Origin of the sequence: Lysobacter sp. ESA13C (assembly GCF_019970005.1) — a bacterium.
Classification (GTDB): domain Bacteria; phylum Pseudomonadota; class Gammaproteobacteria; order Xanthomonadales; family Xanthomonadaceae; genus Lysobacter; species Lysobacter antibioticus_B.
Genome location: NZ_JAHXYK010000004.1, coordinates 1 through 25,355 on the forward strand (window position 1 = coordinate 1; position 25,355 = coordinate 25,355).

A 25,355-nucleotide genomic window follows, 5' to 3' on the forward strand; every position below is an offset into this window, starting at 1 on the left:
CGTCGGTGGTGGCAGCGGCGGCGGCGTCGGCGCCTTCGGCGACGGCGGTGCCGGCGGCGTCAGCAGCCTGGGCGGCGGCGTCGCCGGCCTGGCTGGCGGCGGCCGAGGCTTCGGCGGCTTCGTTCTTGGCTTCTTCGGACTTCGGGGCGCAAGCCGACAGGGCCAGGACGGAAGCGGCGAGGAGGACGTACAGGTGGGTCTTCATGAGTGTCTATCCTGAGGAGTTGTCTGAGAGAAAAAACGTGGAACGGTGATGTCAGGCAACGCCAGTGCGCGCAGCGGTCCGGCAAGCCGGCTCAGATCGTTCACTGACCTTACGGAAAAAGCCGCCGGAAACCGGCGGCTTTCCCGTTCGGCACGATGACTCGTGCCGGAACTAAGCAGTATCGCTTGCGCGATATTACTTCTTGGCTTCTTCCTTGGCAGCTTCTGCCGGAGCAGCAGCGTCCTTGGCAGCGTCAGCAGCGGCGCCGGCAGCGTCGGCAGCGCTCTTGGCGGCGTCGGCAGCGGCGTCAGCAGCGGCCGGGGTCGCAGCGTTGGCAGCGGCGTCGGCCGAGGTAGCAGCAGCGTCGGCAGCCGAAGCGGCGGCGTCAGCGCTGGCAGCAGCGGCGTCGGCGGTGGCAGCGTCGCCAGCAGCGGCGGCGGTGTCAGCAGCGGCCTGAGCTTCGGTCGAAGCGGCAGCGGCGTCGGCGGAAGCTTCTTCGGCCTGCTTCTGGTTCGAGCAAGCGGCCAGGGCCAGGCCCAGAGCCAGGGCGATCAGCGCCTTGTTGAAATTCATGATTCGGATTCCTCGTCGATTAGTTAGGCAACGCGCAGTTGCGCGCCGATAACATGATGACAAGCCGGTGACGTGTGTCAAGCGGGCTTGCCGGTTTTTTTTGTGCAACGCGTTTTTAACTATTTAGAGCAACTCTATCGCAATTGCGGTCGCTTCGCCGCCGCCGATGCACAGCGAAGCGACGCCGCGCTTGCCGCCACGCAGGCGCAAGGCGTTGATCAGCGTGACCACCAGGCGGGCGCCGCTGGCGCCGATCGGGTGTCCCAGGGCGACCGCGCCGCCATGGACGTTGATCTTGTCGTGGGGGATGCCAAGGTCCTTCATCGGCGCCATCGCGACGCAGGAAAAGGCCTCGTTGACCTCGAACAGGTCGACGTCGGCGACCGTCCAGCCGGCCTTTTCGAGCACGTTTGAAATCGCTTTCACCGGTGCCGTGGTGAACCACTCCGGCGCCTGGGCATGGCCGGCGTGGGCGACGATCCGGGCCAGCGGCTTGAGGCCGCGCGCGGCGGCGTCGTCGGCCGACATCAGCAGCGCGGCGGCGGCGCCGTCGGAGATCTTCGAGGAGGACGCGGCGGTCAGCACGCCGTCCTTGCCGAAGGCCGGGCGCAGGCCGGGAATCTTGCTGACGTCGATCTTGGCCGGCTCTTCGTCGCTGTCGACGACGACATCGCCCTTGCGGCCCTTGACGGTCACCGAAACGATCTCGTCCTTGAAGTGGCCGGCGCTCTGCGCAGCCTGCGCGCGCTTCACGCTTTCCTCGGAATACGCGTCGATTGCGGCGCGATCCAGGCCGTATTTCTCGCAGGCGGCGTCGCCGAACACGCCCATGGCCTTGCCGTCGTACGGGTTGGTCAGACCGTCCCAGGCCATGTGATCGAGCATCTCGGTGCTGCCGTAGCGGATGCCGGTGCGCGAGTTGTTGAGCAGGTGCGGGGCATTGGTCATCGACTCCATGCCGCCGGCGATCACGACCTTGGCCGAGCCGGCCTTGATCAGGTCGTGGGCGAGCATGATCGCCTTCATGCCCGAGCCGCAGACCTTGTTGATCGTGGTGCAGCCGGCCGAGGTCGGCAGGCCGGCGTTGAGCGCCGCCTGGCGTGCCGGCGCCTGGCCGAGGCCGGCCGGGAGCACGCAGCCCATGATGACTTCGTCGACCTGGTCGGCGGCGACGCCGGCCTGCTCGAGCGCACCGGTGATCGCGGCGCTGCCCAGGGTCGGGGTCGGGACGCCGGTGAACTGGCCGAGGAAAGAACCGATGGCGGTGCGCTTGGCACCGACGATGACGACATCGCTCATGGCGGAACTCCAAAAACTGTGGCGTAGACGGAGACCGGCGCTTGGGCCGGAACCGCCGGATTATGCGGCGCCATGCTGCACCGCGGCAAATACCGGGGTCTCGGATAACGAAAAACAAACAATTGACCGTCTCCTGGTCGCGACGAAGCCGGCAGGCAGCTGAACGCTAGTGGTCCGAATCCGGCGGTTTCGGCCGCTCGGGCTGGCCGGGCGACTGCGGATCGGGCGCAGCGGGCTGGGCGAATACGTCCGCAGCGGTGAGGCGGCGCAGGCGCGGACAGGTACCGACGCGGGTCGGCGTAGGCCCCGATAGTGCGCGTCATGGCGCGCATCGTTTGGCGAAATCTGCGCGAAAAACCAGCGGTTTCGATTGTCGTTGCGCGCGGCTTGGATTAAAACGAAGGCGACGCGCGGCCGTGTCGCAGGGGTGCGAGCGGCGGGCCGTCCCCGACGGGGAGCTGAGCCATGAAACGATTCGGACCGGCAGCGCGATGCAGTTCGCGGCTGGCGCTGTGTGCGCTGAGCCTGGCCATCCTGAGCGCCTGCGGTGGCGGCGGAGGCGGCGGCGACGCGGTTCGCCCGACACCGCCGCCGGCGAACCCGCCGCCGACCACGCCGCCGCCGCCGAGTCCGTCCCAGCCGGCGGTCGACGCCCACCTGGCATTGACCAACACGCGTGCCGCGCATGCGCTCGGTCTGAGCGGGCAGGGCGTGCGCATCGGCGTGGTCGACAGCGGCGTGCGCCGCACTCATCCGGCCCTGGCCGGGCGGGTCGGCCCGCATCTGATCTACACCGATCCGCGCACCAACAACCACGCCATCGACGACGTCCTCGGCCACGGCACCTATGTCGCCCAGATCGCCGCCGGCACCGCGGTGGGCAATTGGCCCGGCGGCATCGCCCCGGGCGCGAGCATCGTCTCCGCGCGCATCCTTTCCGACGTGCGCCCGAACGACGACGGCTCCGGCCAGGGTAACGAAGCGCGCGACGCCGGCGGGCTCGACATCGTCTCGCGCGATCTCATGAACGCCGGCGTGCGCATCATGAACAACTCCTGGGGCGGCCTGTACTGGACCGGCGACAACGTCACCGTCAGTTTCATCAATGCCTACAAGCCCTTCATCGACAACGGCGGCCTGGTCGTGTTCGCGACCGGCAACGAGGCCAAGCCGCAGCCTTCCGACAACGCCTCGCTGCCGAGCCAGGGCGCCGGCGCGAACGTGCTCGAACGCGGCTGGATCGCCGCGGCCGCGCTCGACAGCAACACCCCGACCCAACTGGCGAGCTACTCCAACGCCTGCGGCATCGCCATGAACTACTGCCTGGTCGCACCGGGCAACGTCATCGCGACCGGCGTCAACGATGCGGTCGGCAGCCCGACCTACTGGGTCGTCCAGGGCACCTCGTTCGCCGCGCCGCAGGTGTCCGGCGCCGCGGCGCTGGTCTGGCAGGCATTCCCGTACTTCAACAACGACCTGGTGCGGCAGACCCTGCTCGGTAACGCCAAAGACCTGGGCGCGCCCGGCGTCGACCCGGTGTTCGGCCAGGGCCTGCTCGATGTCGGCGCCTCCGTGCGCGGCCCGCGCCGGCTCGATTGGGGCGACGTGCGGGTGACGTTCGACGGCAGTTCGACCTGGTCCAACCCGCTCAGCGGCGCCGGCGGCCTGATCAAGGAAGGCAGCGGCACGCTGCGCCTGGACAGCACCACCGCGCATAGCTACACCGGCACCACCGACGTCGCCGGCGGCGTGCTGCGGCTCGCCGACAACGCCTCGACGGTGTCGCCGACGACGGTGCGCTCGGGCGCCAGCTTGATCGGCGGCAACGGTGCGCGCATCGGCAACCGCGTCGACAACCAGGGGGCGGTGCGGGTGGAAGGCGCCAGCCTGCGCGTCGACAGCTACCAGCAATCCGCGGCCGGCCAGTTGCAGTTCTTCATCGGCTCCAAGCTGGAAGTGACCGGCAACGCGAGCCTGGCCGGCAACGCCCACGTGCTCGGGCAGTTGCCGGGCTATACCCGTTCCAGCCGCGAAGTCTTCGTCAACGCCGGCAGCATCAGCGGCGCGTTCGCCTCGTTGACGACCGCCTCCAACGTGTTCCTGGTCGCGGTGCCGGGCTATAGCAGCACCCAGGCCTGGCTCGACATCGTCTCGCTCAACATCACCGCCGCCGCGCAGTCGATGGGCGTGCAGGGCGCCGCGGCCGCGGCCGCCGAACGCGTCGACGGCGCCTTCGACGAACTCGACCGCAACACGGTCGTCAGCGGCGGCCCCGGCGCGCAGGGCGCCTTCAGCGCCGCGGCCGGCGCTTTGCAGCAGTCGGCCACGCCGGAGATCGCCAAGCGCTCGCTGGCCAGCCTGTCCGGCGAGCTGCACAGCGCCGACGCCGCGTTCGCGATGATGGCGATCGAAGGCAACCGCCGCGCGCTGGAATCGCGCCTGGATGCGCAGTATCTGCATCCGAGCGACGGCGCCTGGGCCGACCGCATCGACGCCCAGCGCGCGACCGCCGGCCGCTTCGACCTCGACGCGACCGGCTGGATAGTCGGCCACGACCGCCGCCAAGGGGAGCTGCGCTACGGCGCCGCGCTCAGCGAAACCGACGGCTACGCACGCCACGAACTGCGTCGCGACCGCGAGCGCAACCGCCAGATCGAGGGCCAGTTCTACGCGGCCTGGAGCCGCGGCGGCCATTATCTGCTGGGCCGCGCCGCGCTCGGGCGCATGGATCGTCATCTCGAACGCGAAGTCATGCTCGGTGCCGCCGACTTCGGCGTCGGTACGAGTTACGCCAATCGCTATTTGCAGCTCGACGCGCAACTCGGGCACCGCTTCGAGAGTGCGAACGGCATGATCACGCCGTATGTGGGCGTGCAATCGGTGCGCCTGGACCGCAGCGGCTTCGACGAACCCGGCGCCGCCGGCTTCGGCCTCAGCGCCGGCGGCTCGACCTTGAGCGCAACGCAGGCGCTGGTGGGCGCGCGGATGCAGCGCGAATGGCGGATCGGTTCGGCCCTGCTGACCCTGGACGGCCGCGCCGAATGGCAGCGCACCTTGGCGCAGTCGGGCGATTTCATCGACGCCCGTTTCACCGCCCTGGACGTGTGGTCGCCGATCGCCAGCGAGCCTTTGGCCCGCGACGTCGGCGTGTTCGGCCTGGGCCTGAGCACCCGCTTCGGCCGCGGCAGCGTGCTGCGTTTCGACTTCGATCAACGCAGGGAGCGGGGCGAGGACTATTTGCGCGCGTTCGCGACGTGGTCGGTGCCGTTCTGAGGGAAGGGCACGTCCCTAACCCCTCTTTGTCGAAGAGGGGGGGCTCCTGGTGCGGCGCGATGGATTCGTAGCGCTGCGCGGAGCGGGCAAAGCAAATCTCCCCCAGCCCCTCTTTTTCAAAGAAGGGAGTTGATCGGTGTGATCTGGACGAGGCGTAACTGCGCTGCCGCGCAGGACCACCCGCGCAGCGCCACGAACCATCAAACCACCGCAGAAAAGCTCCCCTCTTTGGAAAAGAGGGGTTGGGGGGAGATTTGCTCTTCGCGAGTCATCGACGACGACGCGCCCCATGCCAAGGGCATACAAAAGACAACGTCCCCCAAACAAAAACGCCGTCGCAACCGCAACGGCGTTTTGCTTTACCCAAACACCCCGAGATTCAGCTCTTGCCGTCGAACAGCTCGCGGCCGATCAGCATGCGGCGGATCTCGTTGGTGCCCGCGCCGATCGCGTACAGCTTGGCGTCGCGCAGGATGCGGCCGGTCGGGTACTCGTTGATGTAGCCGTTGCCGCCCAGGGTCTGGATCGCTTCCAGCGCCACCTGCACCGCGGCGTCGGAGGCGTGCAGCAGGCACGAGGCCGCATCGACGCGGCTCTTGTAGCCGGCGTCGAAGTCGCGTCCGACCTGATAAGCGAAGGCGCGGCTCGACTGCAGCGCGGTGTACATGTCGGCGATCTTGCCCTGCATCAGGCCGAAGGTGCCGATCGCCACGTCGAACTGCTTGCGCTCGCGCACGTAGGGCAGGGCGATGTCGAGCGCGGCCTGCATCAGGCCCAGCGGGCCGCCGGTCAGGACCAGGCGCTCGGTGTTGAGGCCGCTCATCAGCACCTTGACGCCGTGGTGCACTTCGCCGAGCACGTTCTCGGCCGGGATCTCGCAGTCTTCGAACACCAGCTCGCAGGTGTTGGAGCCGCGCATGCCGAGCTTGTCGAGCTTCTGCGCGGTGCTGAAACCCTTCATGCCCTTCTCGACGATGAAGGCGGTCATGCACTTGCTGCCGGCGTCCTTGCCCGCGGTGCGCATGTACACCACCAGCACGTCGGCCTCGGGGCCGTTGGTGATCCACATCTTGTTGCCGTTGGCGACCCACACGTCGCCCTTGCGCTCGGCGCGGCAGCTCATCGAGCCGACCACGTCGGAACCCGCGCCCGGCTCGCTCATCGCCAGCGCGCCCTTCCACTCGCCGCTGCACAGCTTCGGCAGGTACTTCGCGCGCTGCGCCTCGTTGCCGTTGGCATAGAGGTTCGACACGCACAGGTTGGAGTGCGCGCCGTAGGACAGGCCGACCGAACCGGAGGCGCGGGAGACTTCCTCCATCGCCACCAGATGCGCCAGATAGCCCATCTCGCTGCCGCCGTATTCGCCCGGCACGGTCATGCCCAGCAGGCCCATCTCGCCTAGTTTCGGCCACAGGTCCTGCGGGAACGCGTTGTCATGATCGATCTGCTCCGCGCGCGGTGCGATCTCGGCTTCGGCGAAACGGCGCACGGCATCGCGCAGTGCATCGATCTCTTCACCCAGGGGAAAACTGCGCATATCAGCCCTCGTAACGAATCAGCGGCCGCCCGTTGAGCGGTTGGATGTTGCGGTTGTTGCGGCGGTAATGGGACAGGAACGCCTGGATCTGCGCTTTAGACATCGTCACCGGCGCGGGCAGCACGTACCACTCCACATTTTCCGACAACGGCGGGGTCGTTAGCGAGCCCAGGTAGTGATAGTAGGCATGCGATTTCGGTAACAGCGCCTCGATATCGATCTCGCGCTGCGCCGGCGCGGCTTCGCGCTTGCCCGGTTTGAGGTCGTCGATCACCTGCTGGGCGACCGGATTGGCGGCGCCTTCGGCATACATCACGCCGACCACGGCCAGGCGTCCGTCCTGGGCCTTGAACACGAAGTGGCCTTCGAGCGGGAAGTGTTTGCCGTCGAGGGTGTGCTCGCTCTGGGCGTGGAAGTGGAACTGGCTCAGGGTGAAATGACGGCCGCGGATGGTCGCCTCGGTCAGGTGAGTGTCCACCTGAACTGCGTGGCCGTTGTCCTCGACCGAGTCGATCGCGCTGCGCGTATGGGTGAATTCCAGGCTCCGCGGCTCGTTGTCGGCGGCCGGGATCGCCGAAGCGGTGACGATGTCGATCGGCGACTGCGCCTTGTCGCGCGCGGCCTGCCATTGTTCCTGGCGCTCGTAGTCCAGGGTTTCGCCATGAGCCTGGGCCGGTGGTGGCGCTTCGCCCGCCTGGGCGGCGACGGCGACGGCCATGATCACGGCGGTTGCGATGAAATGTTTGCGCATGGCGAGCATCCCGTTCATTGCACGGATTGTGGTGGAAGCCGCGTTAGTGCTGTGACCTGGCGACGCGCTTGCGCGCATTCAGCAAAACGCAGCAGCGGGGCGAACCCCTACCTCAGATACGACGACGGGGCCGATGGGCCCCGTCGTGGTGTGGCTCAGTGGCCGCTGCGGATACGTCCGCGGAAGCTCGGCGTCGACCGGCCCATCGGCAGCTTGAGCTTGCCGATCGCGCTGATGCGCTCTTCGGCCAGGCGGTCGGCGGCGGTGTAGGTCGGGATGCTGTCGCGTTCGGCGATCTCGAAGATGCGGCCGAGGTTGTGATAGATCGTGCGCATCATGCGCATGGCGCGCTCGCGGTTGTAGCCGTCGAGTTCCAGCGCCACGTTCATCACGCCGCCGGCGTTCACCGCGTAATCCGGCGCGTACAGGATGCCGCGCTTGGACACTTCGTCGCCGATGGCGTTGTTGGCCAGCTGGTTGTTGGCCGCGCCGCAGATGATCTTGGCCTTCAGGCGCGGCAAGGTCTGCTCATTGACGGTGCCGCCCAGCGCGCACGGCGAGTACACGTCGGCAGGCACGTCGTAGATCTCGTCCAGGCCCACCGCTTCGGCGCCGTACTCGGACACGGCCTTGTCGACCAGGCCCTTGTTGATGTCGGTGACGAAGATCTTCGCGCCGCGCTCTTTGAGCAGCTTCACGAACTCCATGCCGACATGGCCGAGGCCCTGCACGGCGTAGCTGTACTTGCCGACTTCCTCGTCGCCGAAGCGCTTGTTCAACGCCGCCATCAGGCCCTGCAGGGTGCCGTAGGCGGTGAACGGCGAGGGATCGCCCGAGCCGCCGTGGACCTGGTGCACGCCGGTGACGTACTCGGTCTCGCGGTACACGTATTCCATGTCGTTGACGTCGATGCCGACGTCTTCGGCGGTGATGTAGCGGCCGCCCAGCGAGTCGACGAACTTGCCGAAGGCGCGGAACAGCGCTTCGGACTTGTCGGCGGCCGGGTCGCCGATGATCACGGCCTTGCCGCCGCCGATGTTGAGGCCGGCGACCGCGTTCTTGTAGGTCATGCCGCGGCTCAGACGCAGTACGTCGTTGAGCGCGTCCTGCTCGGTCTTGTACGGCCACATCCGCAGGCCACCCAGCGCCGGGCCGAGCACGGTGTTGTGGATCGCGATGATGGCCTTCAGGCCGGCGTCCTTGTTATGGCAGAACACGACCTGCTCGTGGCCGAAGGTGTCGAGGGTTTCGAAAATCATCGGGTGCTCCGGACCGGCGCGGCATTGCGCGAAGCGCTAAGGACGCCTGGTGGTGGTAAGTCGTTGAATGGAAATGGATTCGCCTGTACGCCGCAACCGCTGGGGCCCGCCGTAGGGGCCGTAGTCTAAAGCAATCGGGCAATACGGCTAGGTATTGCAGGGGCGGGGCAATCGTGGCTGGAACGGGCCGCGTGAGGGCCTGCGCAGACGGGTTTAAGGCGGCTTTCGGCGCGTTCGGCCAGCGCATCGCACAGGCGCCGATCGCCATGGCGCCGCGGCCGCGGCTGTCATCGGCGCGACCGACTCGCGCAGCCACAATCGCTGCGCGTTGGCCGGCCCGGGCCGCGACCGAGCCCGCGGCGCGCGCTTTGCCGGTGTTGTCGTTTCGCCGCCAGTCCGCGTCGGGCGCCACCGAGCCCGCCGCGTTCGCGGCGGACCTTTGTCCGCCGCGGCGCGGCCAGGCCGTTTCCTGCATTGCGAATCGATATTTTCAGGACCCGTCATGACCATCGCCCGCAAAACCGCGCGCCGCGCACGCACCGGCACCACGCTTCGCCACGAGGCCTTCGAGGAGTCCGAGCTCGAAGTCACGCCGAAGGCCGGTGCCGGGCGGGTCGAGCGCAGTGCGGCGCGGCGCCGCTTGCTCGATGCGCGTCCGGACACCGCCGATTTTCGCGACCGCATGTTCGAGCCGACCCTGATCGACGTGCCGGTGCGCATTCCGCTGTCGGAGCACCTGAAACTGCGTCTGCCGGTGCTCGACCAGGGCGATGAAGGCGCTTGCACCGCGTTCGGCCTGGCCGCCGTCGCCCACGCTCTGCTGCGCAAGCGTGCGCCGCGCGCCAAGCTGGCCGCGGTCAGCACCCGCATGTTCTACGACATGGCGCGCCGTTACGACGAATGGCGCGGCGAAAGCTATTCCGGTTCCAGTTGCCGTGGCGCCATGAAGGGCTGGCACCACCACGGCGTGTGCACGGAAAAGGCCTGGCCCTACCAGTCCGGCACGGCGATGGAGACCTACACCGAAGCGCGCGCCCGCGACGCCGCGCAGCGCCCGCTCGGCGCCTATTTCCGGGTCAACCACAAAGACCTGGTGGCGATGCACGCGGCCTTCGCCGAAGTCGGCGTGCTGTACGCATCGAGCGCGGTGCACGAAGGTTGGGACGACCCGGCGCGCGGCCGCATCGTCTGGGCGCAGCAGGAACTCGCCGGCTATCACGCCTTCGCCATCGTCGGTTACGACGAAGGCGGTTTCTGGATCCAGAACTCCTGGGGCAAGGACTGGGGCCGCGGCGGCTACGGCTATATCGGTTACGACGAATGGCTGGAGCGCGGCACCGACGTGTGGGTCGCGCGGCTGGCGGTGCCGGTGCGCCTGCACAGGGCGCAGTCGAGCGCGATCAATCATTCCAGCGTCGCCCGCCAGTCCACCGGCTATTCGCAGGCCGATCTGCGCCCGCACATCGTCAGCCTCGGCAACGACGGCGCCTTGCGCGACGGCGGCCGTTTCGGCACCACCCTCGACAACGTGCGCAACCTGATCCGCGACGACCTACCGCGGATCACCGCAGGCTGGAACAAAAAGCGCGTCATGCTGTATGCCCACGGCGGTCTGGTGCCGGAGCAGAGCGCGATCCAGCGCGTCGCCGATTACCGCGAAACCTTGCTCGACCGGCAGGTCTATCCGCTCGCCTTCGTCTGGAAGAGCGACGTTTGGAGCACCCTCGGCAACATCCTGCGCGACGTCGCCCGGCCGCGCAGCGAGGGCATCGTCGACAAGGCCAAGGACCTGCTGCTCGACCGTCTCGACGACACGCTCGAACCGCTGGCGCGCGTCGCCGGCGGCAAGCTGCTGTGGGACGAGATGAAGGAAAACGCCTTGCTTGCCACCACCGCACGCGTGGCGCTGGCCAACGGCGGCGCCCAGGAAGCCGGCGGCGCGGCTTTGGTCGCGCGCCTGCTCGGCGAATGGATCGACCACGATCCCAGTGTCGAGTTGCACCTGACCGCGCACAGCGCCGGCTCGGTCTTGTTCGCGCCGCTGGTGCAGTTGCTGACCTGCGACGACATCGTGCCGGGCGGCCCCGCGGTCGGCATGCGCGGCCTCGGCCTGAAGATCGAAAGCGTGGCCTTGTGGGCGCCTGCGATCACGGTCGAGCTGTTCCTGCAGACTTATGCCCCGGCCTTGCGCAGCGGCGCGATCAAGCGTCTGTCCTTGTTCACCCTGACCGACAAGGCCGAGAACGACGACGACTGCGCCGACATCTATCACAAGTCCTTGCTGTATCTGGTCGCGCATGCGCTGGAAACCCAGGCGCGCAGTTGGATCAACCGCGCCTACCGCCACGGCACGCCCTTGCTCGGCATGGCGCGGTTCCTGGAAAAAGGCGGCGAGCAGGGCAATGCCGAACTGCGCGAACTGATCGACAGCGGCCGCATCGACTGGATCCAGTCGCCGACCGCGGGCCTGCCGCCGGGCTCGCCCGATGCATCGACAGCGACCTCGCACGGCGGCTTCGAAGACGACCGCGCGACCCTGGCCGCGACGCTCGCGCGCGCCCTCGGCCATGCCACCACCACCGCGAGTTTCGACCTGCACCGGTCCGATGCCGGCAACGCCGACCGCCGCAACGCCATCGCGCGCGCGGTCAAGTCATGAAACATCGAAGGCGCTGCGAAGGAATGCGGCGACAGCGGAAGGTGTGACGCGTCCAATATCGCGACGCGTCACACCCGGCGGGCGTCAGCGATGGGCCCAGTAGCCGTCGCGGAAACGCCAGGCCGGCCCATAGGGATGCCAGCGCGGCCCTACGTACACGTAACCGCGGCGCGCCACGACATAGTGACCGCCGACCCAGCGATAACCGCGGCCGTCCCAGCGCCAATGCCCCGGCGCCCACACATAACCCGGACGCACCCGCACCCGCTCGTAGCGCGGCGGGGGCGGCGCCACCCGTACGTTCACATCCACATACGCACGCGCCTGCGCTTGCGGCGCATGCACGCCTGCGAGCGACGCCACCCCGAACACCGCCGCCACCATCAAAGGACGCATAGCCATACCGTTCTCCTCGAACCCGGCGGCCACCCGCCGGTACCGAGGACAACGCGGTTGCCGTGACACCTGTTGACCTCGCAGCGCAAGACGTTCAGACACGCTTCGGCTTAAGGGTAGGAGCGGCGCAAGCCGCGACCGCGTACCTGCACGCTCGCGTCGTCACCGCCTGCAACCGGATGGCCTTTCGCGTCGCCCGCAACGACTGTGCCAGCCTTCATCTTCGCGCCGCTATCGGGCAACCCCGCGGTCGCGGCTCGCGCCGCTCCTACTCCAAAAGCCGGCGGACCGGGGTAGGAGCGGCGTCCTACTGGATTTCCTTCGGTCACAAGCCGCGACCGCGCACGAACACGCTCGCGCTGTCACCGCCTGCAATCAGATGGCCTTTCGCGTCGCCCGCAACGACTGTGCCAGCCTTCATCTTCGCGCCGCTATCGGGCAACCCCGCGGTCGCGGCTCGCGCCGCTCCTACCCCCAAGCCCCTTGTCCAAACCCGCTCGCGAGGCCACCGTTCGCCCCCGCACGGCCGGCCGCCAGACCGAAACTGCCGCCCGGAGCTACAATACGCACAGCCCGTACTGCGTACCGAGATGCCCATGAGCACGACCGCCGCCAACATTCCTGCCGCACAGCCCGACGCCACGCCGCTGCGTTTCGTCACCGCTGCCAGCCTGTTCGACGGCCACGACGCCGCGATCAACATCATGCGTCGCCTGATCCAGGGGCAGGGCGCCGAAGTCGTCCACCTCGGCCACAACCGCTCGGTCGAGGACGTGGTCCGCGCCGCGCTGCAGGAAGATGCCGACGGCATCGCCCTGTCCAGCTATCAGGGCGGCCACGTCGAATACTTCAAGTACATGGTCGATATGCTCAAGGAGCGTGGTGCCGGTCACATCCGCGTGTTCGGCGGCGGTGGCGGCACCATCACCCCGGAAGAAATCCGCGAACTGCAGGCCTACGGCGTCGAGCGCATCTACCACCCCAACGACGGCATGCACATGGGGCTGGTGGCGATGATCGAAGACGTCATCCGCCGCGCCAGCGAGGGCCGCATCGCCGACACCACGCCGGACAAGCCGGCCGCCATCGACGACGAGATCACCATCGGCAAGATGCTCTCGGCGATCGAAGAGGGCCTGCTCGACGAAACCCAGCTCGCCCACCTGCGCAAGCAGTGGCAGCTCGCCGGCGGCAAGACCCCGGTGGTCGGCATCACCGGCACCGGCGGCGCCGGCAAGTCCTCGGTGACCGACGAACTGCTCAACCGCTTCCTGGCCAATTTCCCCGACATGCGCATGGCGGTGATCTCGGTCGACCCGACCCGTCGCCGCACCGGCGGCGCGCTGCTTGGCGACCGCATCCGCATGAACTCGCTGCGCAGCCCGCGCGTGTACATGCGCTCGATGGCCACCCGCCGCCAGCACTCGGCCACCAACACCGTGCTCAAGGACTGCATCGGCTTCCTGCGCGGCCTGGGCTACGACCTGGTCATCGTCGAGACCGCCGGCATCGGCCAGTCCGACTCGGAGATCGTCGACCTGGTCGACTTCCCGATGTACGTCATGACCAGCGACTTCGGCGCGCCCAGCCAGCTCGAGAAGATCGACATGCTCGACTTCGCCGAACTGGTCGTGCTGAACAAGTTCGACAAGCGCGGCGCCGAAGACGCGCTGCGCGACGTGCGCAAGCAGTGGAAGCGCAACCGCGTCGCCTTCCAGACCAAGGACGAGGACGTCCCGGTCTACCCGACCATCGCCAGCCAGTTCAACGACCCCGGCATCAGCTGGATGTTCGTCAACCTGTGCCGCCTGCTGCGCGAGAAGCTGTCGCTGCCGGCCGAGAAGTGGACGCCGGACGTCGACACCTCGCTCAAGGAACCGCGCGCCACCGTGCTGATCCCCGGCAGCCGCGTGCGTTATCTCGCCGAGATCGCCGAACAGGGCCGCGGCATCAACCGCCAGATCGAGACCCAGGCTGAAATCGCAGATCGTGCGCAGTCGTATTGGCAATCGTTGAATGACCTGGGCGATCAAGTGCCCAACGCGCTAGACCTCTATCACACCGATGCCTTGCTGGAAGCTGTCAATAGCGACGCGGACGAAGCGGAGCTCGACCGGCTCGTGAACGAAGCCGATGCCGCCAGTCTGGAAGCGATGCGGGATCTGAACCGCAAGACGCGTGCCGCCGAGAAGCGTCTGCGCGACAAGCGTGGTGTCGCCGTCGACCGCACCCTCATCACCCTGCGCCAGCGTTACAACGACGCCGTCCAGTCCCTCAGCTCCGAGGCATTGAAGCTGCTGCGCGACTGGCCCGCGCGCCTGAAGTCGATCACCGACGATGTCAACGAATACAAAGTCCGCGACAAGGTCATTCGGGTCGAGAACTACCGCGACTCGCTGAGCCACCAGAAAATCCCGAAGATCGCCGCGCCGACCTACAAGAGCTGGGGCGAGCTGCTGACCTTCCTGCAGAAGGAAAACCTGCCGGGCTATTACCCCTACACCGGCGGCGTGTATCCGTACCGCCGCACCGGCGAAGACCCGATCCGCATGTTCGCCGGCGAAGGCACGCCCGAGCGCACCAACCGCCGCTTCCATTACCTCAGCGTCGGCCAGCCGGCCGCGCGCCTGTCGACCGCGTTCGACAGCGTCACCCTGTACGGCGAAGACCCGGCGGTGCGTCCGGACATCTTCGGCAAGATCGGCAACTCCGGCGTTAACATCGCCTCCCTGGACGACATGAAGAAGCTGTACTCCGGCTTCGACCTGTGCGCGCCGACCACCTCGGTGTCGATGACCATCAACGGCCCCGCGCCGATGCTGCTGGCGATGTTCATGAACACCGCCATCGACCAGCAGGTCGAGAAGTACCTGCGCGAGGACGGCGCCCGCTGGGACGCCGCCCACGACAAGATCGAAGCCATGTTCGCCGGGCGCAAACGCCCGCAGTACAGCGGCCTGCTGCCCGAGACCAACGACGGCCTCGGCCTGGGCCTGCTCGGCGTCACCGGCGACCAGGTCGTCGACGCCGAAACCTACGAAGCCATCAAGACCCGCACCCTCGCCACCGTGCGCGGCACCGTGCAGGCCGACATCCTCAAGGAAGACCAGGCCCAGAACACCTGCATCTTCAGCACCGAGTTCGCCCTGCGCATGATGGGCGACATCCAGCAGTACTTCGTCGACAAGAACGTCCGCAACTTCTACTCGGTGTCGATCAGCGGCTACCACATCGCCGAAGCCGGCGCGAACCCGATCAGCCAGCTCGCCTTCACCCTGAGCAACGGCTTCACCATCGTCGAGTACTACCTCGCGCGCGGGATGAAGATCGACGACTTCGCGCCCAACCTGTCGTTCTTCTTCAGCAACGGCATGGACCCGGAATACACCGTCATCGGCCGCGTCGCCCGCCGCATCTGGGCCCGCGCCATGCGCGAGCGCTACGGCGCCGACCCGCGCAGCCAGATGATGAAGTACCACATCCAGACCAGCGGCCGCTCCCTGCACGCGCAGGAGATCCAGTTCAACGACATCCGCACCACCTTGCAGGCCCTGTACGCGCTGTTCGACAACTGCAACAGCCTGCACACCAACGCCTACGACGAAGCCATCACCACCCCGACCGAAGAAAGCGTGCGCCGTGCGGTCGCGATCCAGATGATCATCAACAAGGAACTGGGCCTCAACTTCAACGAGAACCCCTGGCAGGGCAGCTTCGCCGTCGATTACCTCACCGACATCGTCGAAGAGGCCGTGTACAAGGAGTTCGAAGCGATCAGCGAGCGCGGCGGCGTGCTCGGCGCCATGGACACCATGTACCAGCGCGGCAAAATCCAGGAAGAGAGCCTGTACTACGAGCACAAGAAGCACGACGGCAGCCTGCCGCTGGTCGGCGTCAACACCTTCCTGCCGAAGGACCACGGCGGCGACATCGTCACCGAGATCGAACTGATCCGTTCGACCGAAGGCGAGAAGGGCCAGCAGATCGACAACGTGTTGTCGTACCAGCAGGGCCGCAACGCCTACGCAAGCGAAGGCCTGCGCAGCCTGCAGGCCGCCGCGCGCGACCGCAAGAACGTGTTCGCCAGCCTGATGGAAGCGGTGAAGACCCACAGCCTCGGCCAGATCAGCCACGCCCTGTACGACGTGGGCGGCGAATACCGTCGCAACATGTAAGCGCGGCGCATCGCCGAACCCGAACAGGCCCGCCGATGCGGGCCTGTTTTTTTGGCTGTTCGATTCGATTGCGAGGGGCTGCGTGGAGTGGCTGCTGCGATAGAAGCCAGAGCAAATCCCCCGGCGCAGCTGCATCCACCTCAAACACGCCACGCAGGCGCCTGCCCCCTTTTTCAAAGGGGGCGATGGTTCTGCCCGGATCTTTTCAAAGGAATGAGTTTGCCCGGCTCTTTTAAAAGGGGACGAGTTTGCCCGGGTCTTTTTAAAGGGGACGAGTTTGCCCGGGTCTTTTTAAAGGGGACGAGTTCTGCCGATAGTTGCCGTCGCCCCAAGCTTTCCCCCCTTTGAAAAAGGGGGGTAGGGGGGATTTGCCTTTAGGATTTGCCTTTACCAGAGCATGCAACAACTTCCAACTGCCACCGCCGAAGCCGCTGCCGTAGCCACCCGCCGCAGTTTCTTCCTTTGCGAGCGCCGCTTTTACCCGTCCAGGCAATAGTTAGCTTCAGCAGAAAAACAAAACACCCGCTCGCCGCACTCTCCACCCATCCAAACGCCGCGCATCGCTCCCAATACAGCGTCAGCCCAATCTGCGACGCATATCACGCCAACCCCACAACGCAGGCTGGCAAACAACGGCCCGCACGAAAGCCAAAAGCAGCGCCGCCCGCAAACTATCGCTCAGACCGTGCGGCAGGCCCGTTCACGCATCTAAAACCATGCCGGCTTTCTCATTAGGCCGATAGGCGTTCTGCCAAGATCGCCGCGCGTCAAGGTATCGCCGCGCGTTACGTCGCCGGCCGCCATCACGGCTCGGTCATCTTTCACCCTCATCTTTCAGGAGTGGCCTCATGGCTATCCCCCTGCAGCGGCTGCGCGCGTTCGCTCGGCATGCCTGCGTCATTGCTGTGCTGGCGTTGGCGACGACGACCGGCGCTCATGCACAGACCAAAGCTTCTTCGGCAACCAGCACCTTCGGCGATTTCAGCCTCGGCATCGACCCCGGCAACGTGGCCACCAGCCGCGAAAGCTCGGTCTTCGCCTATGTCGTCGTGACCAGCATCGACCGCTTCAGCCGGCCCGCCACGCTCAGCGCATCGGGCTTGCCCGCGGGCGTCACCGCCAGCTTCTCGCCGGCCACGATCAGCCCGCCGCCGAGCGGCAATGCGCGCTCCAAGCTCACCCTGGCGATCGGCGCCGGCGTGCCGGCCGGCACCTATCCCATCACCGTCAGCGGCAAGTACGAGAAGCTCGTGCGCAGCACCACCGCAAACCTCACGGTCACCACCGATGCCGGCTTCAAGCTGAGCATCGCCGGCACCCAGCACATCACCTACCTTGGCCGCAGCAGCCAATTGCCTGTCACCGTCACCGGCAATGCCTTCAACGACCCTGTGACCCTGGGCGTGACCGGCTTGCCCGCGGGCGTGACCGCCAGCTTCGGCCTCAACCCGGTCAGCCCGGGCGCCAAGGCGGCGGTGAACTCGACCCTGACCTTCAAGGCCTCCGCGCAAGCGGTGCAGGGCAAGTACCCGATCGCCGTCACCGGCACCTCGGGCGCGATCACCCGCAGCCTGCCGCTGGACCTCTATGTCAACCCGGCGCCCGATTTCACCATGTGGACGATCGGCCGCAGCCGCGCCCTCGTCGCGGTGACCCAACAGGCCGGCATCAGCGGCTGGCTGGAGATCAACGCGCGCCCGCTGCACGGTTGGAACCAAGCCATCGCCTTCTCGATGGAAGGCCTGCCGCCGGGCGTCAGCGCCAGCTTCAGCCCAGCGGTCGTCAACCCTTACGGCCCCACCAGCATCGCCTTCAACGCCTCCGCCGATGCGCCGGCCGGGACTTACGAAGCGACCGTGGTCGGCACCGCCGCATCGGCGACCCACCGCTTGCCGGTGCAACTGACGGTGCTGCCGTACATCGATCCCAACCGCCTGGCCAACGACCTCACGCGTGTCGGCCTGACCCTGAAAGCGGGCGAGTCGCTGTTGTTCAACATCATGAAGCCCGAAGGCAGCGCGCCCGACTTCTACCTCAACACCCAGTTCGGCCCCGGCACCGGCGCCGGCACGCTGTACGTGCGCGAAGGCGCGCCGCCGACCGATACCGAATACCACTGTCGGACCAGCGGCGTCTGGAGCACCTTCTGCCGAGTCGACCGCGACCCGCACGCCGACTTCCCGCTCACTTACTTCCTGCGCCTGAAAGCCCGCACCGACATGACCGGCGCCAGCGTCATGGCCACCTACGGCGACGGCTACGACGCCCGCCCGCGTGCGCTGTTCGCCAACCCGGCCGACTACCTCATCAACGACAACAGCGTCGTCGACAGCCCGCTCACCGTCGCCGGCTTGAACGGCAACGGCGGCATCGCGCGCATCGTCTACCGCCTCAGCCACCCGCACCGCACCGACCTTAAAGTCGAACTGATCGCGCCCGACGGCCAGGCCTATCTGCTGCGCGACCACAGCAACGGCCCGATCAGCCCCAGCCCGGAACAGACCCTCGACCTCACCGGCAAAGTGGCCAACGGCGTCTGGAAGCTGCGCGTCACCGACGACGTCCCCGGTGGCTCGGGCACCTTGCTGCATTGGACCCTGGACTTCTTCCGCAGGAACTGAAGTCGCCAACCCGCCAAGCCCACGCATCGAACCCCTCTCCCGCTTGGTGGAGAGGGGCAGGGGTGAGGGAAGCCGCCTGCGTGACAACGCGCCTCGACTGCTAGGCGTAGCCCCATCAAGCCCACGCATTGAACCCCTCTCCCGCTCGCGGGAGAGGGGCAGGGGTGAGGGCAGCCGCCTGCGCGACAGTGCACCTCGACCGCTAGGCGTAGCCCCATCAAGCCCACGCTATGAACCCCTCTCCCGCTTGCGGGAGAGGGGCAGGGGTGAGGGCGCAGCAGATCGCCGCGCCACCATGCCGCATGGCACCGCCGCACCACGCGGCCCGCCATCGCCATGCGTCGCGGCCCCGGGCGTTCGATAATGCGCCCATGACCATCATCCTCACCGACTTCGCCCGCGCCCGCCTGTTCCCGCGCGAGCCGCGCCGCAACACCATCCAGGACATCACCCCCGAACAATTCGAGCGCCACCTCAACGAAGCGCCGCCGCTGCAGGTGCTCGACGGCTATGCCCCGTTCTGCAAACTGCACGTGCACCGCAACTGGACCAGCACCCGCTGCCTCGCAGTGCCGATCACCGAGGCCAACCGCCACCTGCTGCGCTCGGACTACGACGCCCGCACCAAGGACGAACTGCCGGTGCTGGTGCGCTGGTTCGAAAACCTCGACCCGCCGGTGGCCGAATACCTCATCGTCATCCTCTACAGCCGCGAACAACTGGCCAAGGAAGGCACCGTCACCGACGCCGACTGGGGCGTGGTCGGCTGCATGTACACCGCCGAACCCGTCGAAACCCCGATGGCCCCGATCACCATGATGCGCAACGCCCTGGGCGTGGAAGAGGGCGGCTCCGGCGTGCCGATCGACCGCGAGGCTTACCGCCGCAGCGTCGCGTTCTGGAGCACGCACGCCAACTGGCGCGGCTAAGGCACTTCCCGCGGCCAGCGGTTGCAGCGCCGCAGCGTTCGTCGTAAACAAGGCGTCGGCCGACTTCGAACGAGGTGCCCCATGGATCGATACACCGGCGGCTGCTGGTGCGGCAAGGTCCGCATCGTGGCCACGGGCCGCCCCTACCGGGTCGGCCTGTGCCACTGCCTCGATTGCCGCAAACACCACGGCGCCCTGTTCCACGCCTCGGCCATCTTTCCCGAAGAAGCAGTGATCGTCGAAGGCGAAACCCGCGACTACCAAGGTCGACACTTCTGCCCGAATTGCGGCTCGCCCGTGTTCGGCCGCAGCGGCGACGAAGTCGAAGTGAACCTGGGCGCCCTCGACGCCCCCGACCAATTCCAGCCGACCTACGAACTGTGGACCGTGCGCCGCGAATCCTGGCTGCCGCCGCTTCCGCTGCTGCGGCATTACGAACGCAATCGCGAAGGCCTGACGCGCTTCGAGGAATAAGTGCGGGAGGGCCGCTCGGCACACTTATCCGCGCACGGCGAACATCGTGCACGCACTCGGATCGACATAACCGCAACCCGTGGTTGCGCATAACCTGCATTCGACAAAAATAATCGAGAAATCTGCGGCGATAACCGCACGCGGGCTTGCAACCCAACCCCGGAATAGGGGACTTTTATCCGGCCCCAATGCCCCACTCAGGAAGAGGACGCCGCATGTGGATATTCAAGGCCAAGCTGACGCCCCCGGAAGTCCCGCTCAGGTTGCGCGAATTGCTCAAGGACTACCCGGGGCATGTCGAAAGCTTACAAACAGTTTTGAATGAATTCGCAGAGCCGACGCCCCGAGTGCAGCCCTTGGACGAGGCCATCTGGGCACTTCAGAACCGGCTCGACTGTTTCCTTCAAGAGGCCGTTCGACAGCTTGAAGCCGCGCGGGCCGACGGAAACCCCGTGTTGTTCGACGCGGCCGAACGCGCAAGATCGACGATGGGCCGCGCGCTATTGAGCTTCGACAGCGATCCTGACGGGCTCGGGCGTTACTTCAAGCTGCACAAGAAGGCATTCGAATGACCTCCCAGGAGCGAGTGCTGGATATAAGGATCGGCGAGATGATTTTCTGGGATCGGATCGTTCCCGATAGCGGCATGGAGCAGGCCGCATCCCACTCTCAACCCAAGGCGATCTTCTTGGTGGGCCAGCCGGGCGCAGGGAAAAGCGCCCTGATAGGCATGGCGAAAGCAGACCTGGGCCACGATCCGATCATGATCGACCCGGACAGGCTCCGCAGCTATTGGCCGGATGTGCGTGAACTGCGCAACGCGAGCCCATACACCTGGCCTCTCGATACCGACCATGATGTCGGTCTATGGGCCGCCGCCTTGCAAGAGGTGGCGGTTCGAGGCCGTAAAAACATCATCATCGATACCACGTTGAGCGACGCGGAAAGCCTGCTCGACCAGATACGGTTACTGCAGGTCGAGCGCTATGAAGTTCAAGTCCGAGTGGTGGCCGTGCATAGATTGGAGAGCGAACTCGCCGTCGATGCGCGCTTCCTGAGTGGCTTCCTCAGGGACGGTCACGGTCTTTATCACCAAGAAACCTTTCGTAAGCAGTGCTACGAGAACATGCCAAGCAACTTGGACCGTGTGCGCCGTCAAGCAGAAATCCCGATCCGCATCTTCAATTGCGATGGCCTGGAGATCTATGACGGCCGCATCAACCCAGCGCCGCCCGGAGCGGTGCTTGAGCAAGCCCGCGAGGCCCGGCTTGCCGATCCAAAAGTCACCAAGGCAGTGCATAGGGGGTTGAAAAAGCAATCGGCCCTGCATCGCGACCTTCCCAAGATACTCGCTCGCATGACCGAGCCGCCGATGCCATAAGGTGGGAGTTTTGATGTCGGATTGATTCCTTTCGAGGTTCTGTTCAAATTGCTTGAAATGCTTAAGGGCTATCCCGAACACCTTGCGCGGCTGCAAGAGGTTCTGAATGAGTTTGCCGAGCCTCAATCACGCGTTCAGCCGTTCGATGAAGCCATATGGGCGCTTCGAGATACCCTCCAAGCCTTCATGCGATAGAGCGAGTGCGAAGGATAAACTGATGTTCTTGGCTTGCCCCAGCAATAGAGGTGTGTCATTCAGTCTCACGGACAAACTTGAATCGAGAAGCGAGCTGGCGACAGCGTGGGCAGTACCACACGGCAATGGTATCCCCTGTATAAGGCAGGCCCTGTGTGATGTATGGCGCTGCATTGGCGTACGGGAAGAGGCGCTGGCGTTCGGCAATGTACGCATCGTCGTATCGGGCAGTGCCGTGGAAAACTTCTATGTGGTCGTGCAGCAGATCTTCTCCGTGCAGCACACAAAATCGGAGTAGCACGTCCAGTTGCGTAAATGCGGGGGCGAATTCTGGGTGTGCCTCGATGAAGCGCTCCCACTCGCGCTCCTGCCAGTACAGCAGGCGCGGAACGGCGCCCCTGCGGACGAACTTCGTAAAACGTTCCTCGCCAAGAAATCTTTCTAATGCATTGCGGAAAGACTTGGCATCCATGTCTCTTCTCCAAAAGAGCGGCTCGTGGGATGCTCCAAGCATAGAGGCCGATCAGAGCTTTGTGGAAAGTGATGAAAGTTCTGTCGACCGATGCAGCGCGTCTCTTGAGGGGCGGACAGGACGTGCTCGACATTCGATAACGCGCCGTGACTACTATCCTCACGTGCTTCGTCCGCCGACCAAGCCTTACAGGAAAAAGTCGGCGGAGCCGTCGAGCAACTCGACCGCCACGTCGGTAAGCCCTGGGACCAACAAAGCGAACGCACGACCGCCAGCGCCCTGGCCCTGGCGGTGGAGAAAAAGTTCGACCCCAAGGACGACATTCGCCCTGTCGACCCGGGTGGTAGATCGCTACCGCCAAGTGGAGACGGCGCGGTTGGCGCAGAGCAAGCAGACGCAGCGAGAGCAGCACGAGCAGGCGCGGAATCAGGGTGTTGCGGGGCAGGGTGCGCCTAGGATGATGGCGTGATATTGATATTGCACGCTGGTATCCCTTGGATGGCGAAGCCATTTCCTGCCTTCGGACTACGACGCAGGTGCCAAAGGCGAACTAATGCTGCTACCGGTTGGAGAGTGGCGTGGTGCAAACACCAGCAACACGTCGGAGCTTCGATGGCGATGATGCGGTTCAAATATGGAAGTGGGCAACTCTAGCGTCCAACTAGATGAGATAGCCCATCAGTACGGCGTTGGATTTGGCCGGAAATTGTCTCGATTTTCGTTAGCGGGCTGCTAAGTCTTTGCGAGCGCAGCTCTTTTCTATTGCCTCGTGATGGCTTTGTTGATTAGTATTGGGGCGGGGCCCCTAGAGCATGTTGTTAGCTGATGTATTCGTCGGCAATCAATGGACTTGTGGTAACAAGAGCGTCGCTACTGTTATCCCACAATATTCATAAAGTTACTCTAAATTTACTCTATTCTAATGTTCGCATTAGAACGCGATAGGTTGATGCTCGATGGGGCCCCATTCCTACTCACCCGGCGCTTTAGCATTTCTTAACCTTAAGACGCGGGCTGATCTTGCTGGCTGGCTCGGGCTGACAGATCGAAAGCTGTGCTATCTGCTTTATGCGCTTGATGCGAGCAAAAAGTATACATCCTTTCAAATAGCGAAGAAGAAGGGTGGTGTCAGAACCATTGATGCACCTCACCCGGCTCTTAAGTATATCCAGCGTAAACTCATGCATGTGTTGGTTGAGCTGGCGCCGCCAACAGGTATAGCCAAAGGTTATGTGGCGGGTGTAAGCACAATTGATCATGCTTGGCTGCATAGGCGGCAACGCCATATTATTCTCGCCGATCTCGATAGCTTCTTTCCCTCGATTACTTTTCAAAGGGTGCGTGGAGCACTTCTGGCGAAGCCGTTGTCTTTGACTGCAAAGGTCGCAACCTGTATCGCGCAACTATGTTGCAAGGACGGGGCCTTGCCACAGGGCGCTCCTACTTCTCCAGTTTTTTCCAATCTTATATGTCGATCGCTTGATCACAAACTGCTCGCTCTTGCCAAAGCACATCGCTGTAAAGTGTCGAGATACGCGGACGATATATGCTTCTCGACCGATCTAAAAGTAATTCCAACGACAATAGCGAGTTGGGTTGGTGACCGCTATCTGGCTGGTCCTTCGCTTATATCGGCAGTGAGTTCCTCAGGTTTTTCGCTTAATCCGTCGAAGTTTAAGGTTCGATCTAAAGAGTCTCAGCAACTAGTCACCGGTCTTGTTGTTAATGATGGCGTATCTCTCCCGCGGCATTGGAGGCGTCAACTCAGAGTGATTCTTCATTTGAGCAGCAAGCGCGGGCTAGTAAGGGCTAAGGAAATTACGGACGGCTGGGCCAGGCCGGCAGCATCTCGGTGCGAGGCCGACTCGTTGGAGCATTTTATTCGTGGTAAGACATATTTTGCACAGTATGTAGATTTTCGTTGCCGGCGAAAATTTTCGGAATCAATATATCGAAATTATAGCGGCATGCGGAAATTGATGCCCCGTCCGTTGAGCGGTGCATCTTTTCGGGTGATGGCGGAAGGGAAAACCGATTTACTTCATTTAGAAGTGGCTCTTAAGTGGTTTCAGTCGAATGGGGAATTTACTGATTTTCGGCCGCGTTTCGTAAATTTTCACGGCGAAACAGGCGATGTGGAATTGATGAAGACTCTCGAGCGAATTGCGAAATCAGATATCCCGGAGTTGACTATAGGAATATTCGATTGCGATAACAGTAAGTTTATGTTGAAGAATGGTTTGTCGCCAGCTACACATCAGTCGCTCGGAGGGAAAGTCTATGCGATGTGCTTGGGGGCTCCGTTAGCACTCACGAAATCTACTTTTTGTATTGAACTTCTGTACCCTAGATCGCAATTACTCACGATGACTTCTGGTGGTAGAAGAATATTTCTGCCTGATGAGTTTGATTTAAATTCCGGGCTCACGCCCGATGGTTTGTACAAGAACAAATTCCCTAAAGCAACGGCCCCAATAGTTTCTGATCATGTGGAGAGGGTGGTCGATGGTTTCTCTGCGTTGCTTTCCAAGGCGGATTTTGCGGACATGGTGCACCAAGCTGTCCATCCGTTCGATGCAATGGATTTTAGCGGGTTCAGGGCAACCTTCGATGCCGTTAGGAGGGTGGTGGATGAGGTTTATAGTTAGATATTTAGTTGCTCAGAAGATGTTTTGGGTTATGAAGAAAATGGGTGGCAACGTTTGATCTAAATGGATAGGCTATGGCTTAACTAGAACTTCAGGTCGCTCGGTCAGAGTTCGCAATCGCAAGCCGCACTGTCATCGTCGCAGGCGCAGTTGGCCTCTTAGGCAGAGAAATTCTGGCCGAGCTGCCGGTCTTCAACAGCCGCATAGAACGCGAGCTGGAGGACGCCTTTGGCGACGATGCCGTCGAGAGCATAGTTTTAGCCCGCCCATCGTTGTTGCTCGGAGACCGCGAGGTTTTAGAGCAACCGATAAGGCAAGGCGAAGAGCTGGGGTCCGCGCTCGGCAAGGTAATCGGGTTCCTTACTCCGGTGAACTATAAGCCCGTCGATGCGGTGGTGGTCGCATCGGCTCTGCTCTCCCTGGTCCCGTCGGCCAAAGGCAGAGCCGTCCTGCTGTCCGGTGCAATGCGGCGCGAGGCGTTTCCGCAATGTTGAATTCGCGATTCAGC

The 25,355-nt window shown here is 64.5% G+C and carries 17 protein-coding genes; 9 read left to right on the forward strand and 8 right to left on the reverse strand.

Annotated elements, in window-relative coordinates; genetic code table 11:
- The 3 genes from LC490_RS09010 to LC490_RS09020 form a co-directional block, all read right to left on the reverse strand.
- The coding region (locus LC490_RS09010; RefSeq protein ID WP_223619978.1) for a hypothetical protein at positions 1 to 205 on the reverse strand (205 nt) is incomplete at its 3' end.
- 195 nt (positions 206 to 400) lie between these two features.
- Positions 401 to 778 carry a hypothetical protein gene (locus LC490_RS09015; RefSeq protein WP_031373361.1) on the reverse strand — a complete coding sequence of 126 codons (378 nt, stop codon included), beginning with the start codon at positions 776 to 778 and terminating at the stop codon, positions 401 to 403.
- Between the two features lie 123 nt (positions 779 to 901).
- Positions 902 to 2,077 (reverse strand): acetyl-CoA C-acyltransferase, encoded by a 1,176-nt coding sequence (locus LC490_RS09020; RefSeq protein ID WP_223619979.1) that lies wholly within the window; start codon positions 2,075 to 2,077, stop codon positions 902 to 904.
- Between the two features lie 465 nt (positions 2,078 to 2,542).
- Between LC490_RS09020 and LC490_RS09025 the strand changes: the two genes are divergently transcribed.
- Positions 2,543 to 5,350, forward strand: coding sequence for an autotransporter serine protease (locus tag LC490_RS09025; protein ID WP_223619980.1), 2,808 nt, complete (start codon positions 2,543 to 2,545; stop codon positions 5,348 to 5,350).
- A gap of 379 nt (positions 5,351 to 5,729) precedes the next feature.
- Here LC490_RS09025 and LC490_RS09030 read toward each other — a convergent pair whose 3' ends face one another.
- From LC490_RS09030 to LC490_RS09040, 3 genes are all read right to left on the reverse strand, one after another.
- Positions 5,730 to 6,887 (reverse strand): isovaleryl-CoA dehydrogenase, encoded by a 1,158-nt coding sequence (locus tag LC490_RS09030; protein WP_031373364.1) that lies wholly within the window; start codon positions 6,885 to 6,887, stop codon positions 5,730 to 5,732.
- 1 nt (position 6,888) lies between these two features.
- Entirely contained in the window at positions 6,889 to 7,638 is a 750-nt protein-coding gene (locus tag LC490_RS09035; RefSeq protein ID WP_223619981.1) for a carbonic anhydrase family protein, read from the reverse strand.
- 155 nt (positions 7,639 to 7,793) lie between these two features.
- Entirely contained in the window at positions 7,794 to 8,897 is a 1,104-nt protein-coding gene (locus LC490_RS09040) for a Glu/Leu/Phe/Val dehydrogenase dimerization domain-containing protein (RefSeq protein ID WP_031373366.1), read from the reverse strand.
- Between the two features lie 502 nt (positions 8,898 to 9,399).
- Between LC490_RS09040 and LC490_RS09045 the strand changes: the two genes are divergently transcribed.
- The gene (locus tag LC490_RS09045) at positions 9,400 to 11,556 is read left to right on the forward strand and encodes a C1 family peptidase (protein ID WP_223619982.1); all 2,157 of its coding nucleotides are present in this window, start codon (positions 9,400 to 9,402) and stop codon (positions 11,554 to 11,556) included.
- An 84-nt stretch (positions 11,557 to 11,640) separates the two neighbouring features.
- On the opposite strand, the gene LC490_RS09050 is transcribed toward LC490_RS09045, so the two are convergent.
- Positions 11,641 to 11,958: a YXWGXW repeat-containing protein gene (locus LC490_RS09050; RefSeq protein WP_223619983.1), complete on the reverse strand. Its 318-nt coding sequence runs from the start codon at positions 11,956 to 11,958 to the stop codon at positions 11,641 to 11,643.
- Positions 11,959 to 12,548: 590 nt separating this feature from the next.
- Between LC490_RS09050 and LC490_RS09055 the strand changes: the two genes are divergently transcribed.
- From LC490_RS09055 to LC490_RS09080, 6 genes are all read left to right on the forward strand, one after another.
- Positions 12,549 to 16,127 (forward strand): methylmalonyl-CoA mutase family protein, encoded by a 3,579-nt coding sequence (locus tag LC490_RS09055; protein WP_223619984.1) that lies wholly within the window; start codon positions 12,549 to 12,551, stop codon positions 16,125 to 16,127.
- An 848-nt stretch (positions 16,128 to 16,975) separates the two neighbouring features.
- Complete coding sequence (locus LC490_RS09060) at positions 16,976 to 18,748, forward strand: proprotein convertase P-domain-containing protein (RefSeq protein ID WP_223619985.1); 1,773 nt, start codon at positions 16,976 to 16,978, stop codon at positions 18,746 to 18,748.
- Positions 18,749 to 19,119: 371 nt separating this feature from the next.
- Positions 19,120 to 19,677, forward strand: coding sequence for a DUF3228 family protein (locus tag LC490_RS09065; protein ID WP_223619986.1), 558 nt, complete (start codon positions 19,120 to 19,122; stop codon positions 19,675 to 19,677).
- Between the two features lie 81 nt (positions 19,678 to 19,758).
- Entirely contained in the window at positions 19,759 to 20,151 is a 393-nt protein-coding gene (locus LC490_RS09070; RefSeq protein WP_223619987.1) for a GFA family protein, read from the forward strand.
- Positions 20,152 to 20,366: 215 nt separating this feature from the next.
- A complete protein-coding gene (locus LC490_RS09075; protein WP_223619988.1) occupies positions 20,367 to 20,723 on the forward strand; it encodes a hypothetical protein in 357 nt (118 codons plus the stop codon).
- A complete protein-coding gene (locus tag LC490_RS09080) occupies positions 20,720 to 21,532 on the forward strand; it encodes a zeta toxin family protein (protein WP_223619989.1) in 813 nt (270 codons plus the stop codon). The genes LC490_RS09075 and LC490_RS09080 overlap by 4 nt, the downstream gene beginning before the upstream one ends.
- A gap of 250 nt (positions 21,533 to 21,782) precedes the next feature.
- Here the strand turns inward: LC490_RS09080 and LC490_RS09085 are convergent, their stop codons facing one another.
- Complete coding sequence (locus LC490_RS09085; protein ID WP_223619990.1) at positions 21,783 to 22,199, reverse strand: hypothetical protein; 417 nt, start codon at positions 22,197 to 22,199, stop codon at positions 21,783 to 21,785.
- Positions 22,200 to 23,155: 956 nt separating this feature from the next.
- Here LC490_RS09085 and LC490_RS09090 point away from each other — a divergent pair.
- Positions 23,156 to 24,847 carry a reverse transcriptase domain-containing protein gene (locus LC490_RS09090; protein ID WP_223619991.1) on the forward strand — a complete coding sequence of 564 codons (1,692 nt, stop codon included), beginning with the start codon at positions 23,156 to 23,158 and terminating at the stop codon, positions 24,845 to 24,847.
- Positions 24,848 to 25,355 lie beyond the last annotated feature (508 nt).